At 72.3% G+C, this 13,676-nt stretch carries 12 protein-coding genes and 1 pseudogene; 11 read left to right on the top strand and 2 right to left on the bottom strand.

The window, feature by feature from the left end:
• The 7 genes from I71_RS26490 to cobJ form a co-directional block, all read left to right on the top strand.
• Positions 1–209: CbtA family protein (locus I71_RS26490; protein WP_042701022.1), on the top strand; the 209-nt coding region annotated here is incomplete at its 5' end.
• 14 nt (positions 210–223) lie between these two features.
• Positions 224–1,285 carry a cobalamin biosynthesis protein CobW gene (cobW, locus tag I71_RS26485; protein WP_042701020.1) on the top strand — a complete coding sequence of 354 codons (1,062 nt, stop codon included), beginning with the start codon at positions 224–226 and terminating at the stop codon, positions 1,283–1,285.
• Between the two features lie 87 nt (positions 1,286–1,372).
• The gene (cobN, locus tag I71_RS26480; RefSeq protein ID WP_042701018.1) at positions 1,373–4,789 is read left to right on the top strand and encodes a cobaltochelatase subunit CobN; all 3,417 of its coding nucleotides are present in this window, start codon (positions 1,373–1,375) and stop codon (positions 4,787–4,789) included.
• Positions 4,790–4,847: 58 nt separating this feature from the next.
• Positions 4,848–6,185 carry a precorrin-3B synthase gene (locus I71_RS26475; protein WP_083897413.1) on the top strand — a complete coding sequence of 446 codons (1,338 nt, stop codon included), beginning with the start codon at positions 4,848–4,850 and terminating at the stop codon, positions 6,183–6,185.
• Positions 6,178–6,816, top strand: a complete 639-nt coding sequence (locus I71_RS26470; protein WP_042701014.1) for a precorrin-8X methylmutase — start codon at positions 6,178–6,180, stop codon at positions 6,814–6,816. Before I71_RS26475 ends, I71_RS26470 begins: the two co-directional genes overlap by 8 nt.
• Positions 6,813–7,562, top strand: coding sequence for a precorrin-2 C(20)-methyltransferase (locus I71_RS26465; RefSeq protein WP_042701011.1), 750 nt, complete (start codon positions 6,813–6,815; stop codon positions 7,560–7,562). Before I71_RS26470 ends, I71_RS26465 begins: the two co-directional genes overlap by 4 nt.
• A complete protein-coding gene (cobJ, locus tag I71_RS26460) occupies positions 7,559–8,332 on the top strand; it encodes a precorrin-3B C(17)-methyltransferase (protein ID WP_042701009.1) in 774 nt (257 codons plus the stop codon). The genes I71_RS26465 and cobJ overlap by 4 nt, the downstream gene beginning before the upstream one ends.
• Before the next feature lie 103 nt (positions 8,333–8,435).
• Here cobJ and I71_RS26455 read toward each other — a convergent pair whose 3' ends face one another.
• On the bottom strand, positions 8,436–9,149 hold the full coding sequence (locus I71_RS26455; protein WP_244434065.1) for a cobalt-precorrin-6A reductase: 714 nt from the start codon (positions 9,147–9,149) through the stop codon (positions 8,436–8,438).
• Between I71_RS26455 and cbiE the strand changes: the two genes are divergently transcribed.
• The 3 genes from cbiE to cobM are packed head-to-tail and all read left to right on the top strand — an operon-like array spanning position 9,148 to position 11,602.
• Positions 9,148–10,386, top strand: a complete 1,239-nt coding sequence (gene cbiE, locus I71_RS26450) for a precorrin-6y C5,15-methyltransferase (decarboxylating) subunit CbiE (RefSeq protein WP_083897414.1) — start codon at positions 9,148–9,150, stop codon at positions 10,384–10,386. The genes I71_RS26455 and cbiE overlap by 2 nt on opposite strands.
• Positions 10,374–10,832, top strand: a complete 459-nt coding sequence (locus I71_RS26445) for a cobalamin biosynthesis protein (protein WP_042701005.1) — start codon at positions 10,374–10,376, stop codon at positions 10,830–10,832. The genes cbiE and I71_RS26445 overlap by 13 nt, the downstream gene beginning before the upstream one ends.
• Positions 10,829–11,602: a precorrin-4 C(11)-methyltransferase gene (gene cobM / locus I71_RS26440; protein ID WP_042701003.1), complete on the top strand. Its 774-nt coding sequence runs from the start codon at positions 10,829–10,831 to the stop codon at positions 11,600–11,602. The genes I71_RS26445 and cobM overlap by 4 nt, the downstream gene beginning before the upstream one ends.
• On the opposite strand, the pseudogene I71_RS26435 reads toward cobM, so the two are convergent.
• A pseudogene (locus I71_RS26435) lies at positions 11,569–12,689 on the bottom strand (cobalt-precorrin-5B (C(1))-methyltransferase). The gene cobM and the pseudogene I71_RS26435 sit on opposite strands and share 34 nt — an antisense overlap.
• Before the next feature lie 76 nt (positions 12,690–12,765).
• Here I71_RS26435 and cobA point away from each other — a divergent pair.
• Positions 12,766–13,581: a uroporphyrinogen-III C-methyltransferase gene (cobA, locus tag I71_RS26430; protein WP_042701001.1), complete on the top strand. Its 816-nt coding sequence runs from the start codon at positions 12,766–12,768 to the stop codon at positions 13,579–13,581.
• The last annotated feature ends 95 nt before the right edge of the window (positions 13,582–13,676 follow it).

The following is a 13,676-nucleotide window of genomic DNA, read 5'->3' as shown; positions in this document are numbered from 1 at the left end:
TGCCCCACCTGATCGGCGCCCCCCATCCGGAGAGTGCCGAGGGTGCGGTTCCGCCGGAGCTGGCCGCCCGCTTCTTCGCCGCCTCGCTCGGCGGGTCTGCCCTGTTCTGGGCGATCCTGGGTTCCGCCAGCGGCTGGCTGCTGAGCGGTCTGGTGGGCGAGTCCGCCGAACCCCGCCCGGCCCTGCGGGTCCAGCCCGGCGCGCGCTAAGGAGGCTCAGTCCCATGTTCGCTCTTGCGAAAACGGCCGCCGGCAAGGTTCCGGCGACCGTCATCACCGGCTTCCTCGGCGCCGGCAAGACCACGCTGATCCGCGGTCTGCTGGAAAAGGCCGACGGGCGCCGGCTGGCGCTGATCATCAACGAGTTCGGCGACGTCGGCATCGACGGCGACATCCTGCGCGCCTGCGGCAACCCGACCTGCACCGAAGACGACGTGATCGAACTGGCGAACGGCTGCCTGTGCTGCACCGTCGCCGACGACTTCGTCCCGGCCATCGAGAAGCTGCTGGCCCGGCCGGAGCCGCCCGAGCACATCGTGATCGAGACCAGCGGTCTGGCTCTGCCCAAGCCGCTGGTCCAGGCCTTCCACTGGCCGGCGATCAAGACCCGCGTCACCGTCGACGGCGTCATCGCCGTGGTGGATGCCGCGGCCGCGGCGGAGGGCCGCTTCGCCCCCGATCCCGCGGCGCTGGAGGCCCAGCGCGACGCCGCCGGCACCGTCGATCACGACACGCCGATCGAGGAGGTGTTCGAGGACCAGCTGCTCTGTGCCGACCTGATCGTCGTCAACAAGACCGATCTGCTGGCCGACGGCGACCTCGCCCGCGTCGAAGGGCTGATCCGCGGCGCCCTCGCCCACACGGTCGGCCGCGATGCCAAGCTGGTCCGGGCCTCCCAGGGGGCGGTCGATCCGCTGGTGCTGCTCGGTGTCGGTGCGGCGGTGGAGAACGATCTCGCCAACCGTCCCAGCCACCATGACGACGAAGAGGGCCACGACCACGACGACTTTACCAGCTTCGTGGTGGAGTTGCCGGCGCAGCCCGATCCGGCCGCTCTGGCGATGACGCTGGAGCAGGTCGCCGGCCTGCATGGCGTCCTGCGCCTGAAGGGGTTCATCGACGTGCCCGGCAAGCCGATGCGCCTGCTGGTCCAGGGTGTGGGCACCCGCATCCAGACCCACTATGACCGCCTGTGGAAGCCCGGCGAGGAGCGCCGCAGCCGTCTGGTGGTGATCGGCGAGGCCGGTCTGGACCGGGACGCGGTGACGCGGGCGGTTGTCGGGTAAGCGTTAGGGTATCGCGGCGCCTGTCCCCTTCTTGACCTTCACCGTTTTCGAGGGGGGAAGGGGGCAGTCGCCCCTGGACATCAGACCATGCATCTTCTCGCCGCCCGCCAGGACGAACTGGACGCCGGCCCCCAGGCGGAAGATCTGGGGCAGACGCCGGCCGACCTCGTCATGCTGTCCTTTTCCGACAGCGACCTGACCGCACTCGCCGCCGCATGGCGGGCGGGCCATGGGCGCCGGCCTGGGCGGCTGCCCAGCCTCCGCCTCGCCAACCTCAACCGGCTCGGCCATCCCCTGTCGGTCGACCTCTACGCCGACAGCATCGTTGCCAAGGCGAAACTGGTTGTCCTGCGCCTGCTCGGCGGCAGCGGATACTGGCGCTATGGCCTCGACCGCCTTTCCGCCCTCTGCCGCGAGCGCCAAATCCCGCTGGCCGTCCTGTCCGGCGAGGCACAGCCCGACCCCAACCTCACCGCTTACGGAACGGTGCCGGCCGAAACCGCCGACCGCCTGTGGCGCTATTTCACCGAGGGCGGCCCGGCCAATATGGGCCATCTGCTGGCCTGCGCCGCGACGCTGGCGGGCAGGCCGCTGCCCCATGACGATCCCGCGCCCGTCCCGCGCTTCGGCGCCTATGACGGCTGGACCGGGTCCACAACCGGCAACGCCACCGCCAACGCCCCGGTCGCGGCGGTGGTCTTCTACCGCTCCCACCTGCTGGCCGGCGACCTCGCCCCGGTCCATGCCCTGTGCGACGCGCTGGCCGCGCGCGGCCTCGCCCCCCGCCCCCTGTTCGTCGCCAGCTTGAAGGAGCCGGACTGCGCCGCCTGGACGCGCGCCAGCCTGACCGCGCAGAACGCCGCCATCGTCGTCAACACCACCGCCTTCTCGGCGGCGCGCGAGGACGGCTCGCCGCTGGAGGCCAACGGCAGCCCGGTGCTGCAAGCCATCCTCGCCACCACGCCGGAAGCCGGCTGGCAGGCGTCCTCGCGCGGGTTGGCGCCGTCCGACCTCGCGATGAATGTCGTGTTGCCGGAGATGGACGGCCGCATCATCGCCCGTGCCATCGCCTTCAAGACGGCGGGGGAACCAGACCCCGACCTGCAATTCGCCGCCCCGGCCCTGCGCCCGATTCCCGACCGGGTCGCCTTCACCGCCGACCTCGCCGCCAGCTGGGTCCGCCTGTCCCGCACCCCACGGGCCGATCGGCGGCTGGCACTGGTGCTGTCCGACTATCCCGGCCCCGGCGGCGGCATCGGCCATGCCGTCGGCCTCGACAGCCCGGCCAGCACCGTGGCGATGCTCCGGCGGCTGTCTGCCGAAGGCTACAGCCTGTCCGCCCTTCCGGACAGCGGCGCCAGGCTGATGGAGGCCCTCACCGCCCCGCCCACCGCGACCCTGTCGCTGGACGACTATCTGCGCCTTGTCCCGCCGCACTTGCGCGCCCGCATCGCCGACACCTGGGGCGAGCCCGCCGCCGATCCTGCCTGCCATGACGGCGCCTTCGCCTTCCGCGCCCTGCGCTGCGGCAATGCCATGGTGGCGGTGCAGCCCAGCCGGGGCCACGGACCGCTGACCACCGCCCAGCACCACGACCCCGACACCCCGCCCAGCCACGGCTATCTCGCCTTTTACCTGTGGCTGCGCCATGTCGCCGGCATCGATGCCCTGGTACAGATCGGCGCCCACGGCACGCTGGAATGGCTGCCCGGCAAGGCGGTGGCCCTGTCGGCCGACTGCTGGCCGGAGAGTGTCGGCGGCGCCCTGCCGACGCTTTACCCCTTCATCGTCAACAACCCTGGCGAGGGCGTCCAGGCCCGCCGCCGTCTCGGCGCCGTGCTGATCGGCCATCTGACTCCGCCGCCGGTGGAAGCCGGTCTCCACGGCGACCTCGCCGCACTCGAAACCGCCATCGACGAGTATTCGCAGGCGACCGGGCTCGATCCGCGGCGGCTGGGCCTGCTGCGCGAGACGATCCTCGACCTCGCCTGGAAGTCCGGCGTCGCCGCCGACTGCAACCTGCGGCCCGACGACGATCCCGACGCCATCCTGTCGCGGCTGGACGCCCATCTCTGCGACGTGAAGGAGATGCAGATCCGCGACGGCCTGCATGTGTTCGGCCGCAGCCCGGCCGGCGAGCGTCGCGACCGCCTTACCGCCGCCGTTGCCCGCTCCGCCGATCCGGCCCTGGTCGCCAGCGCGGTCGATGCCTGCGGCGAGGCGGAAATGCGGGCGCTGCTCGACGGGCTGGACGGCCGCTTCATCCGCCCCGGCCCCGGCGGTTCGCCGGCACGCGGGCGGGCGGACACGCTGCCGACCGGCCGCAACCTCTATGCGCTCGACCCGCGCGGGGTGCCGACGCCGACGGCCTGGACTCTCGGCTGGCAGGCGGCGGACGCACTGATCACCCGCTATCTCCAGGACCATGGCGACTGGCCGCATCGACTGGTGGTCGATTGCTGGGGCACCCCGGCCATGCGCACCGGCGGCGACGAACTGGCACAGGCGCTGGCCCTGCTCGGCGTCCGCCCGCTCTGGGAGAACGGGTCCGGCCGCGTCACCGGCTACGAGATCATGCCGGCCGGCGTGCTCGGCCGGCCGCGGGTGGACGTGACCTTGCGCATTTCCGGCCTGTTCCGCGACATCTTCCCGCAGCAGATCGCCCTGTTCGATCAGGCGGTGCGCGCCGTCGCCGGTCTGGACGAGCCGGACGACGTCAACCCGCTGGCCGCCACCGCGCAGGCCGAGGAACGGCGCCTCGCGGCAGCCGGAACCGAGGCGGAGGATGCCCGCCGCTGGGCCACCGCCCGCATCTTCGGGGCCGCCCCCGGCGTCTATGGCACGGCATTGTCCGGCATGATCGCGCGCGGCGACTGGACCGCGCGGGCCGATTTCGGTGCGGCCTATCTGGAAGGCGGCTGCCACGCCTACGGCGCCGGGCTGGAGGGCGTGCCTCTGCCCGCCTTGTTCCGGCGCCGGGTGGGAGGCGCCGACGCGCTGGTCCACCATCAGGACCAGCGTGAGCACGACGTGCTGTCCACCGACGGCTTCATGCAGTTCGAGGGCGGCTTCGCCGCCGCCGCCGCGCTGGAGGACTCCGAACCGGCGCTCTACCACCTCGACAGCGCCGATCCGGACAAGCTCGCCGTCCGCACCCTGGCGGAGGAGATCGCCCGCACCCTGCGCGGGCGGGCGGCCAACCCGCGCTGGATCCGGGGCATGATGCGCCACGGCTATCGCGGGGCGGCGGAGCTGGCGGCCAGCGTCGACACGCTGTTCGCCTTCGCCGCCACCACCGACGCCGTCCGCCCCGCCCATTTCGACCTGCTGTACGATGCGTATGTCGAAGATGCGGAGGTGTGGGACTTCCTGTCGCAGGACAATCCCGCCGCTGCCCGGCACATTCTGGCGCGGATGAGCGAGGCGCTCGACCGCGGTCTGTGGCACTCCCGCCGCAACTCCACCGCGGAGGATCTGCGGCGCCTCCGGGAGACCGCCGCATGACGACCCCTGCGCAACCCAGCCGCGCCGCCGCGGCGCCTGCCCCGGCGTTCTGGTGCCGATGCAGGTCGGCGACGGGTTGCTGCTGCGCGTCCGCGTTCCGGCCGGAGTGCTGCCCGCCGACCATGCCCGCCGCATCGCTGAGCTGGGAGATCGTTACGGCAACGGCTCGATCGACCTCAGCCAGCGCGGCAACCTGCAACTGCGCGGCATCGCCCCCGACGGGCTGGAGGCGGTGACCGAGGCTCTGCGCGCGATGGGCTATGTTTCCGGCGACGCAGAAAGCGAGGCCGTCCGCAACGTGCTGTGCTCCCCCACCGCCGGGCTGGACCCGGCCGCGCTGATGGACGTACGCGCGGTGGCACGTACGCTCGACGCGCGGCTGGCGGAGGATACGGCCCTGCGCCGCCTGCCGCCGAAGTTCGGCTGGCTGGTCTGCGGCGGCGGGATCGGCCATCTGGCGGACAGCAGCACGGACGTGCGCTTCGACGCTGTGGATGGCGAGCGCTTCCGGGTTGCGCTGGGGGGAACGCTGGCGACGGCGGTGCCGCTGGGACTTTGCCGGGCCGACGACGTGGCGGATGTGGCGTCGGCGCTGGGGCGGGCCTTTCTGGAGTTGCGCGCCGAATTGCCGGAGCCGCCGCGCCGCATGGCGGGTCTGGTTGCGGGGATTGGGACGGAGCCATTCGTAACGCGCCTCATCGCCTCGGTTCCTCTTCTCCCCCCCGCTCACGCGCAAACTTCGTTTGCGCTGACGCGACAGGCGGACCTCCGGTCCGCCGAAAGCGGGGAGAGGATCAAGGTGAGGGGGACTCATGTCATGGATGTCTTCGGCGTTGCCGACCCCCCTCATCCTAACCTTCTCCCCAGGGGGGAGAAGGGATCCCGTGGCGGGGAGGCGCCGGCCTTCCTGACCACCGCCTTCCCCTTCGGCCGTCTCACCGCCACCGCCCTCGCCGCCCTCGCGTCCACCTGCACGGAAATCCGCATCACCCCCTGGCGCGCCCTGATCCTCGTCGCTCCCTCCGCGAACGCCGCAACCGTCGCCAGCAGCCACGGCGCCATCCTCTCCCACACCGACCGCCGGCTGAAGCTGACCGCCTGCAGCGGGATGGGCGGCTGCGATGTCGGCACAACCGACACCCATGCGACGGCGCTGGCCATCGCGGAGCGCGCAGGACCCTTGCTGGACCCTGTGCGAATGGTGCATGTGTCGGGCTGTGCCAAGGGCTGCGCTCATTCCGCCATCGCCGATGTCACCCTGACCGCCCGCGACGGGCTGTATGACGTCGCCCTGAACGCCAGACCCGGTGACGATTCCCCGCACACCGGCCTGTCTCCCGCCGACGCCGTGGCCCGCGTCGCGGATCTGTTGACCGAGGAGTCCACCGGTGCCTGAGCCGCTCTACGACTATATCCGCGACGGAGCGGCCATCTACCGCCAGTCCTTCGCCACCATCCGGGCCGAGGCCGACCTGTCCGCCATCCCCGACGACCTCAAGCCGGTGGCGGTGCGCGTCATCCACGCCTGCGGCATGATCGATGCGGCCCGGGACCTGCTGTTCTCCGCCGATGTCGGCAGCGCCGCCCGCGCCGCCCTGCGCTCCGGTGCCCCGATCCTCTGCGACAGCGAGATGGTCGCCCACGGCGTGACCCGCGCCCGCCTGCCGGCCGGCAACGATGTGGTCTGCACGCTCCGCGATGCCGCCGTGCCCGATCTGGCCAAGACCATCGGCAACACCCGCTCCGCCGCCGCGCTCGACCTGTGGGGCGAGCGGCTGGGCGGGTCGGTGGTCGCCATCGGCAATGCGCCGACCGCCCTGTTCTACCTGCTGGAGAAGCTGGCGGCCGGTGCGCCGAGGCCGGCGGCGATCCTCGGCTTTCCCGTCGGCTTCGTCGGCGCGATGGAAAGCAAGGAGGCGCTGGCGGAAAACCCCTTCGGCGTTCCTTATCTGGCGATCCGCGGCCGGCGTGGTGGCAGCGCCATGGCCGCCGCCGCCGTCAACGCGCTGGCGAGCGACGTCGAATGAGCGGCGACACCCCCAATCCCTCTACCCTGGGCACCCTGTTCGGCGTCGGCGTCGGCCCCGGCGACCCGGAACTGATGACCTTGAAAGCGGTGCGCACCATCGGCGCCTGTCCGGTCGTCGCCTATTTCTGCAAGCGCGGCACCAGAGGGCAGGCCCGCCGCATCGCCGATCAGGCCATCAGGCCCGACCAGATCGAACTGCCGATGGTCTATCCGGTGACGGTGGAACTGCCGCCGACCCATCCCGACTATGGCCGCCAGATCGAAGCCTTCTTCGACGAGTCCGCCGGGCGCATCGCCGAGCATCTCGCCGCCGGCCGCTCCGTCGCGGCGCTGAACGAAGGGGATCCGTTCTTTTACGGCTCCTTCATGCATCTGTTCCTGCGTCTGTCCGGCCGCTTCCGGGCGGAGGTGATTCCCGGCGTCACCAGCATGGTGTGCAGCGCCTCGCTGCTGCCGCGCCCGCTGATGCTGCGCGACGACGTGCTGTCGGTGATCCCCGGCACGCTGGACGAGGAGTCGCTGGTCCGCGCGCTGACCGCCGCCGACGCCTGCGTGGTGATGAAGCTGGGCCAGAACCTGGCGAAGGTCCGCCGCGCCATCGCCGCCGCCGGTCTGGCCGAGCGGGCATGGTATGTGGAACGCGCCAGCATGGAGGAACAGCGCTTCATGCCCTTCCTGGAGGCGCCGGACGTCGCCCCCTACTTCTCGCAGATCGTCATTCCGGGCGAGGGCAGGCGCGGATGACGGCCCCGGAGAAGACTGGCTGGTTGAAAGTCGTGGGCCTCGGCCCCGGCCCCGAGGACTGGCTGACGGCGGAGGCCCGGCGCGATCTGGCCGAGGCGACCGACCTCGTCGGCTATTTCCCCTATGTCGAGCGCGTGCCGCCGGGGGATCAGGTGCGCCACGCCTCCGACAACCGGGTCGAGCTGGACCGCGCCCGCTTCGCCTTGGATCTGGCGGCGCAGGGCCGGCGGGTGGCGGTGGTGTCGGGCGGCGACCCCGGCATCTTCGCCATGGCCGCCGCCATCTTCGAGGCGCTGGACGACCCCGAGGCGCCCGAGGCGTGGCGCGCCATCCCGCTGTCGGTCGATCCGGGCGTTTCCGCCATGCAGGCCGCCGCCGCGCGGGCCGGAGCGCCGCTGGGCCATGATTTCTGCGCCATCTCGCTGTCCGACAATCTGAAACCATGGGAGGTGGTGCTGAAGCGCCTGCGTCTGGCGGCGGAGGCGGATTTCGTCATCGCGCTCTACAACCCGATCTCCAAGGCCCGCCCCTGGCAGCTGGGGGCCGCCTTCGACGCCCTGCGCGATGTCCGCGCGCCCGAGACCCCCATCGTGCTGGGCCGCGCCGTCGGCCGCGCCGACGAGGAACTGACCGTCACGACCCTGGGCGAGGTGCGGGCGGAGCAGGCCGACATGCGCACGCTGGTCATCATCGGCGCCTCGCACACCCGCTTCGTGGCACGGGCCGATGGCGGACGCTGGGTCTACACCCCCCGGCATTACCGGGGGTAAAGGACAGCCGTGGACGCTTCAGGCCCATCCCCTCCAGCCATCCCACCGCATCCTCCACGCCGTGCAGCTCCGCCACGCCGTTGCCGGCCCGGCCGCTCCACCATCACCACCGGCAGGCCCAGCACGCGAGCGGCCTCCAGCTTGGCGTCGGTGGCGCGTCCGCCGCTGTCCTGCTGACGACCACCTCCACCCCCTGGCCGGGCATCAGCGCCAGTTCGCCCTCCACGGTGAACGGCCCGCGGTCGAGGATCAGGCTCATGTGCGGCAGGGCCGGCATCGGCTCCGGCGGGTCGACGGCACGGATCAGGTAATGCTTGTCCGGCATCGCCTCGAAGGCCGCGACCTCCTGCCGGCCGATGGTCAGGAACACGGTGTCGCCCAGACCGCGCAGCGCCAGCGCCGCAGCCCCCATGTCCGGCACACCGATCCAGCGGTCGCCCGGCCCCGCCACCCAGGCCGGACGGGTCAGGAGACGCAACGGCACCCCCACCAGTGCGCAGGCGGCAGCGGCATTGGCGGAGATCTGCGCTGCGAAGGGATGCGTCGCATCGATGACCGCACCGATGTCCTCGGCGCGCAGGTAACCGGCCAAGCCCTCCACCCCGCCGAAACCGCCGATGCGGGCCGGCAGCGGCGGCAGCACCGGGTTCTTCGTGCGGCCGGCCAGCGACACGCGGGCGTCGATGCGCGGATGGCCGGCCAGCCGCTTGGCCAGCGCCGTCGCCTCCGTCGTGCCGCCCAGGATCAACACCTTGACCGTCAGCGCCTTGACCAACTCCCCCTCCCCAACCGTCAGGATCGGCACCATGGATAGCATGGGAACGGCCCGCTGGCTCACCATCGTCGGCATCGGCGAGGACGGCTGGGACGGTTTGTCGCCCGCCGCCCGCGCGGCGGTCGAAACTGCATCCATCCTCTATGGCGGCAGCCGTCACCTCGATCTTGTACCGATCGTTGCGGGGCAGGAACGTCTGCCCTGGCCGTCGCCGATGATCGATGCCTTCCCCGGCCTGCTCGGCCGGCGCGGCCAGCGGGTCTGCGTGCTGGCGAGCGGCGACCCGTCCTGGTACGGAGTCGGCGCCACGCTGTCGCGACTCGTTCCGGCTGCGGAAACGACTGTGATCCCGGCACCTTCCGCCTTCAGCCTCGCCGCATCCCGGCTGGGCTGGCCCTTGCAGGACTGCCGCTGCCTGACCGTTCATGGCCGCCCGCTGGAACAGGTCATTCCGTATCTGCAACCGAACGCAAAGATTCTGCTTCTTTCCTGGGACGGAACGACTCCGGCCAAGCTGGCCGCCCTGCTGCGCGCCCGCGGCTTCGGCGCCACGCGCCTGACGGTGCTGGAGGCGATGGGCGGCCCGCGCGAATCCCGGCTGGAGGGCACCGCCGAGGCCTGGAATGCCGGGCGCGCCGCCGATCTCAACACCATCGCGCTGGACTGCGTCGCCGCGCCCGGTGCCCGCGTGTTGCCGCTGGCGCCCGGCCTGCCCGACGACTGGTTCGAGCATGACGGCCAGATCACCAAGCGCGAGGTGCGCGCCGTCACCCTGTCCTTCCTCGCGCCGCGCCGGGGCGAACTGCTGTGGGATGTCGGCGCCGGGTCGGGCTCCATCGGCATCGAATGGATGCTGCGCGATCCCGCCAACCGCACCATCGCCGTCGACCATCATCCGGAACGGATCGCCCGCATCCTCGCCAATGCTTCCACCCTCGGCGTGCCCGGCCTGCAACTGGCGCGCGGCAAGGCGCCGGCGGCACTGGAAGGTCTGGAGCGGCCGGACGCCATCTTCATCGGCGGCGGGCTGACGGCGGACGGCGTCCTGGCGGCCTGCTGGGACGCCCTGCCCCCCGGCGGGCGGATCGCCGCCAATGCGGTGACGCTGGAAAGCGAGGCGGTGCTGATCGATGCGCACAAGCGCCTCGGCGGTGAGCTGACCCAGATTTCGGTGGCCCGCGCCTCGGCGGTCGGCGGCTTCCGTGGCTGGCGGGCGGCGATGCCGGTCACGCTGTGGCGAGCGGAAAAGCCGTATGGGGAGGGCCCATGGACCGCCTGACTCCCGACGCCCAGCTGTTCGGCCCGGTCTTTGCCGGGCTCGGCTGCCGCCGCGGCTGCGGCTGGGAGGAGATCGCCACTCTGGTCGCTGCCGCCTTCGACGAGGCGGCCCTGCCCGACGCCGCGCGCCAGTTGGCGGCATTGGCCGCTCCGGCGATGAAGGCCCACGAAGCAGGTTTGGCGGAGGCCGCCCGCGCGCTCGGCCTGCCGCTGCGCTTCATCGGCGAGGACGCGATGCTGGCGGCGCAGGACCGTGTCCACACCCGCTCCGCCACCGTGCTGGCCGCGGTCGGGCTGGCCTCGGTGGCGGAAGCTGCGGCGCTCGCCGCCGCCGGGCCGGGATCGCGCCTGCTGCTGCCGCGCCGCTCCACCCCCCGCGCCACCGTGGCGCTCGCCCTGCCTGCTGTTGCCTTGACTTCTGACGTTTTTCTGGGGACCCGCTCATGACCGTCCATTTCATCGGTGCCGGACCGGGCGCTCCCGACCTGCTGACCCTGCGCGGCCGCGACCTGATCGCGCGCTGCCCGGTCTGCCTCTATGCCGGCTCCCTGGTGCCGAAGGAGATCATCGCCCACGCCCCGGCCGGCGCGCGGATCGTCGACACCGCGCCCTTGACGCTGGAGGAGATCGTCGCCGAGTTCCAGGCCGCCCATGCCGCCGGCCAGGATGTCGCCCGGCTGCATTCCGGCGACCTGTCGGTCTACAGCGCCCTGGGCGAGCAGACCCGCGCCTTGCGGGAACTCGGCATCCCCTACAGCATCACCCCCGGCGTTCCAGCCTTCGCCGCCGCGTCGGCTGCGCTGGGGCGGGAGCTGACCCTGCCGGAGGTCAGCCAGACGCTGATCCTGACCCGCACCGAGGGGCGCGCCTCTGCCATGCCGGCCAACGAGACGCTGGAGGTGCTGGGCGCCTCGGGCGCCACGCTGGCGGTCCACCTGTCGATCCACGTCATCGACCGGGTGGTGGAGCGGCTGACCCCGCTCTACGGCGCCGACTGCCCGGCGGCGGTGGTCTACCGCGCCACCTGGCCGGACGAGCGGGTTCTGCGCGGCACCCTGGCCGACATTGCCGCACAGGTCGCGGCCTCACCGATGGAACGCACCGCCCTGATCCTGGTCGGCCCGGCGCTGGGGCATGAGGAGTTCCGCTGCAGCGCGCTCTATGACGGCAGCCATGTGCGGCGTTACCGGGGGCTGGGCCAGGAGTTGGGGGAGTGAGCGCTTCCGACGATGCGCCCCTGGCGGTCGGTGACCAGCACCTCGACGGCGACCGGCGCATCTTCCAGAACCTCCTGGGCGGCGCGGCGCGCCAGTTCGGCGACATGGTCGGCCAGGGCCAAGCCCGCGGCGTCCGCCATGCCCAGCACCTGCGCCGCCGTGTTGGCGCCGCGCGCCTGCGCGACCAGCTCCGGCCCGGCGCCGAGATCGGCCAGCCGCCCGGCCAGCCAGTCGAAATCCACACTGTTGCGCTTGCTGTGCAAATCCATCAGCCCGCGCGCCAGCTTGCCGAACTTGGCGAAGCCGCCGCACAGCGTCAGGCGGGGCACCGGATGCCGGCGCAGATACTTCAGCGTGCCGCCGACGAAATCCCCCATGTCGAGCAGCGCCTGCTCCGACAGGCCATAGCGCGCCACCACCGCCTTTTCCGACAGATCGCCGGTGCAGGCCGCGACATGGCTCAGCCCCGCCGCCCGCGCCACGTCGATGCCGCGCTGGATCGAGGCGATCCAGGCCGCGCAGGAATAGGGCACGACGATCCCCGTGGTCCCCAGGATCGACAGCCCGCCGAGAATGCCGAGCCGCCCGTTCATCGTGCGCTTGGCAGCAGTTCGCCATTCTCCACCCCGACCTCGACCACCAGATCGGCCGGCTGCCCGGCCGCTGCCGCCGCCTCCCCCACCGCCTGCGCGATCATGCTGCGCGGCACCGGGTTGATGGCCGGCTCGCCAACGGGCAGCGGCAGGCCGGGCAGGGTCACCGTGCCGACGCCGGGACCGGCGCGGAAGGTCACGCCGCCGCCGGGCACGCCGCGCCACACCCGCGCCCGCACCAGTGCGCCGTGGGTCACGTCGGGATCGTCGCCGGCATCCTTGACCACGCCGGCCGCGGCCCAGGGTCCGTCCGGCCCTTCCCCCCACTCCGTCACCGCCAGGGCGAAGGCCGGGGTCTGGCCGCCGGGCAGGGTCACGGTCACCGGATCGGGAAACTCGCGGCCGAACAGGGCTTCCGCCGCCGCCCGCGCCGCGGCGGTGGCGCAGGTTCCCGTCGTCCAGCCGCGGCGCAAGGGTGTAGCATGTTCCGGCATGCCCCCTGCAGCGCCCTCTGCGGCGCCGGCAATCTCCGCACCGCCTTCCGTCTTCTCCGAGCCCGAGTCCGCGTTCATGTCGTCTGAGTCGTCCATTCCCGAAAGCGTCCTGGTCCCCTTCGCCCCCGGCAGCGTCTGGCTGGCCGGATCCGGCCCCGGCGACCCCGGCCTGCTGACCCTGCTGGCCCTGCAAGGTCTAAGGCAAGCCGACGTCATCGTCCATGACGCGCTGGTCGGCGAACGGATCATGGCGCTCGCCAGCCCGTCGGCAAGGCTGGAATTCGCCGGAAAGCGCGGCGGCCGCCCTTCCGCCCACCAGGACGACATCACCAACCGCCTGATCGAACTGGCGAAGGAGGGGCACCGCGTCCTGCGCCTGAAGGGCGGCGACCCCTTCGTCTTCGGCCGCGGCGGCGAGGAGGCGCAGGCGCTGGCGGCGGAGGGCATCTCCTTCCGCATCGTGCCCGGCATCACGTCGGGCATCGCCGGCCCGGCCTATGCCGGCATCCCGGCGACCCACCGCGACACCAACCAGGCGGTGATCCTGGCGACCGGCCATTCGCTGGGCGGCGGGCCGGACTGGCGGGCGCTGGCCGCCACCAAGGCCCCGCTGATCCTCTATATGGGCTGGAAGGCGCTGCCGACCATCGCGGCGGAGCTGATGGCGGGTGGCCTGTCCGCCGACACACCGGTCGGCGTGGTGACGGAGGCGACGACCGCCAACCAGAAGAGCCTCGTCACGACGCTCGGCAGCTGCGTCGCCGAACTGGCGGCGAGCGGGCTGGAGCCGCCGGCCATCATCGTCATCGGCGAAATGGTGCGGCTGCGCCCGGCGCTGGACTGGCTGCCGGCCCAGACGGCGCTGCAGCATGCCAGAGGGACGAATGACTAAGGGCCTGATCGTCGCCGCCCCGGCGTCCGGCACCGGCAAGACGACGCTGACGCTCGGGCTGCTGGCGGCGCTGCGCGCCCGCGGCGTGGCGGTGG

It is taken from the genome of Azospirillum sp. B506, from assembly GCF_000333595.1.
In the GTDB taxonomy this organism is placed as follows: Bacteria; Pseudomonadota; Alphaproteobacteria; order Azospirillales; family Azospirillaceae; genus Azospirillum.
The sequence above is the reverse complement of the archived record's forward strand: the minus strand, read 5'-3'. Positions and strand labels throughout refer to the sequence as shown.

Coding starts and splice junctions, on each gene's coding strand:
- cobA (WP_042701001.1), top strand. CDS start 12,766: ATGTCGTCTGAGTCGTCCATTCCCGAAAGCGTCCTGGTCCCCTTCGCC.
- cobW (WP_042701020.1), top strand. CDS start 224: ATGTTCGCTCTTGCGAAAACGGCCGCCGGCAAGGTTCCGGCGACCGTC.
- I71_RS26475 (WP_083897413.1), top strand. CDS start 4,848: ATGCAGGTCGGCGACGGGTTGCTGCTGCGCGTCCGCGTTCCGGCCGGA.
- cobN (WP_042701018.1), top strand. CDS start 1,373: ATGCATCTTCTCGCCGCCCGCCAGGACGAACTGGACGCCGGCCCCCAG.
- cbiE (WP_083897414.1), top strand. CDS start 9,148: ATGGGAACGGCCCGCTGGCTCACCATCGTCGGCATCGGCGAGGACGGC.
- I71_RS26465 (WP_042701011.1), top strand. CDS start 6,813: ATGAGCGGCGACACCCCCAATCCCTCTACCCTGGGCACCCTGTTCGGC.
- I71_RS26455 (WP_244434065.1), bottom strand. CDS start 9,149: ATGCTATCCATGGTGCCGATCCTGACGGTTGGGGAGGGGGAGTTGGTC.
- cobJ (WP_042701009.1), top strand. CDS start 7,559: ATGACGGCCCCGGAGAAGACTGGCTGGTTGAAAGTCGTGGGCCTCGGC.
- I71_RS26445 (WP_042701005.1), top strand. CDS start 10,374: ATGGACCGCCTGACTCCCGACGCCCAGCTGTTCGGCCCGGTCTTTGCC.
- cobM (WP_042701003.1), top strand. CDS start 10,829: ATGACCGTCCATTTCATCGGTGCCGGACCGGGCGCTCCCGACCTGCTG.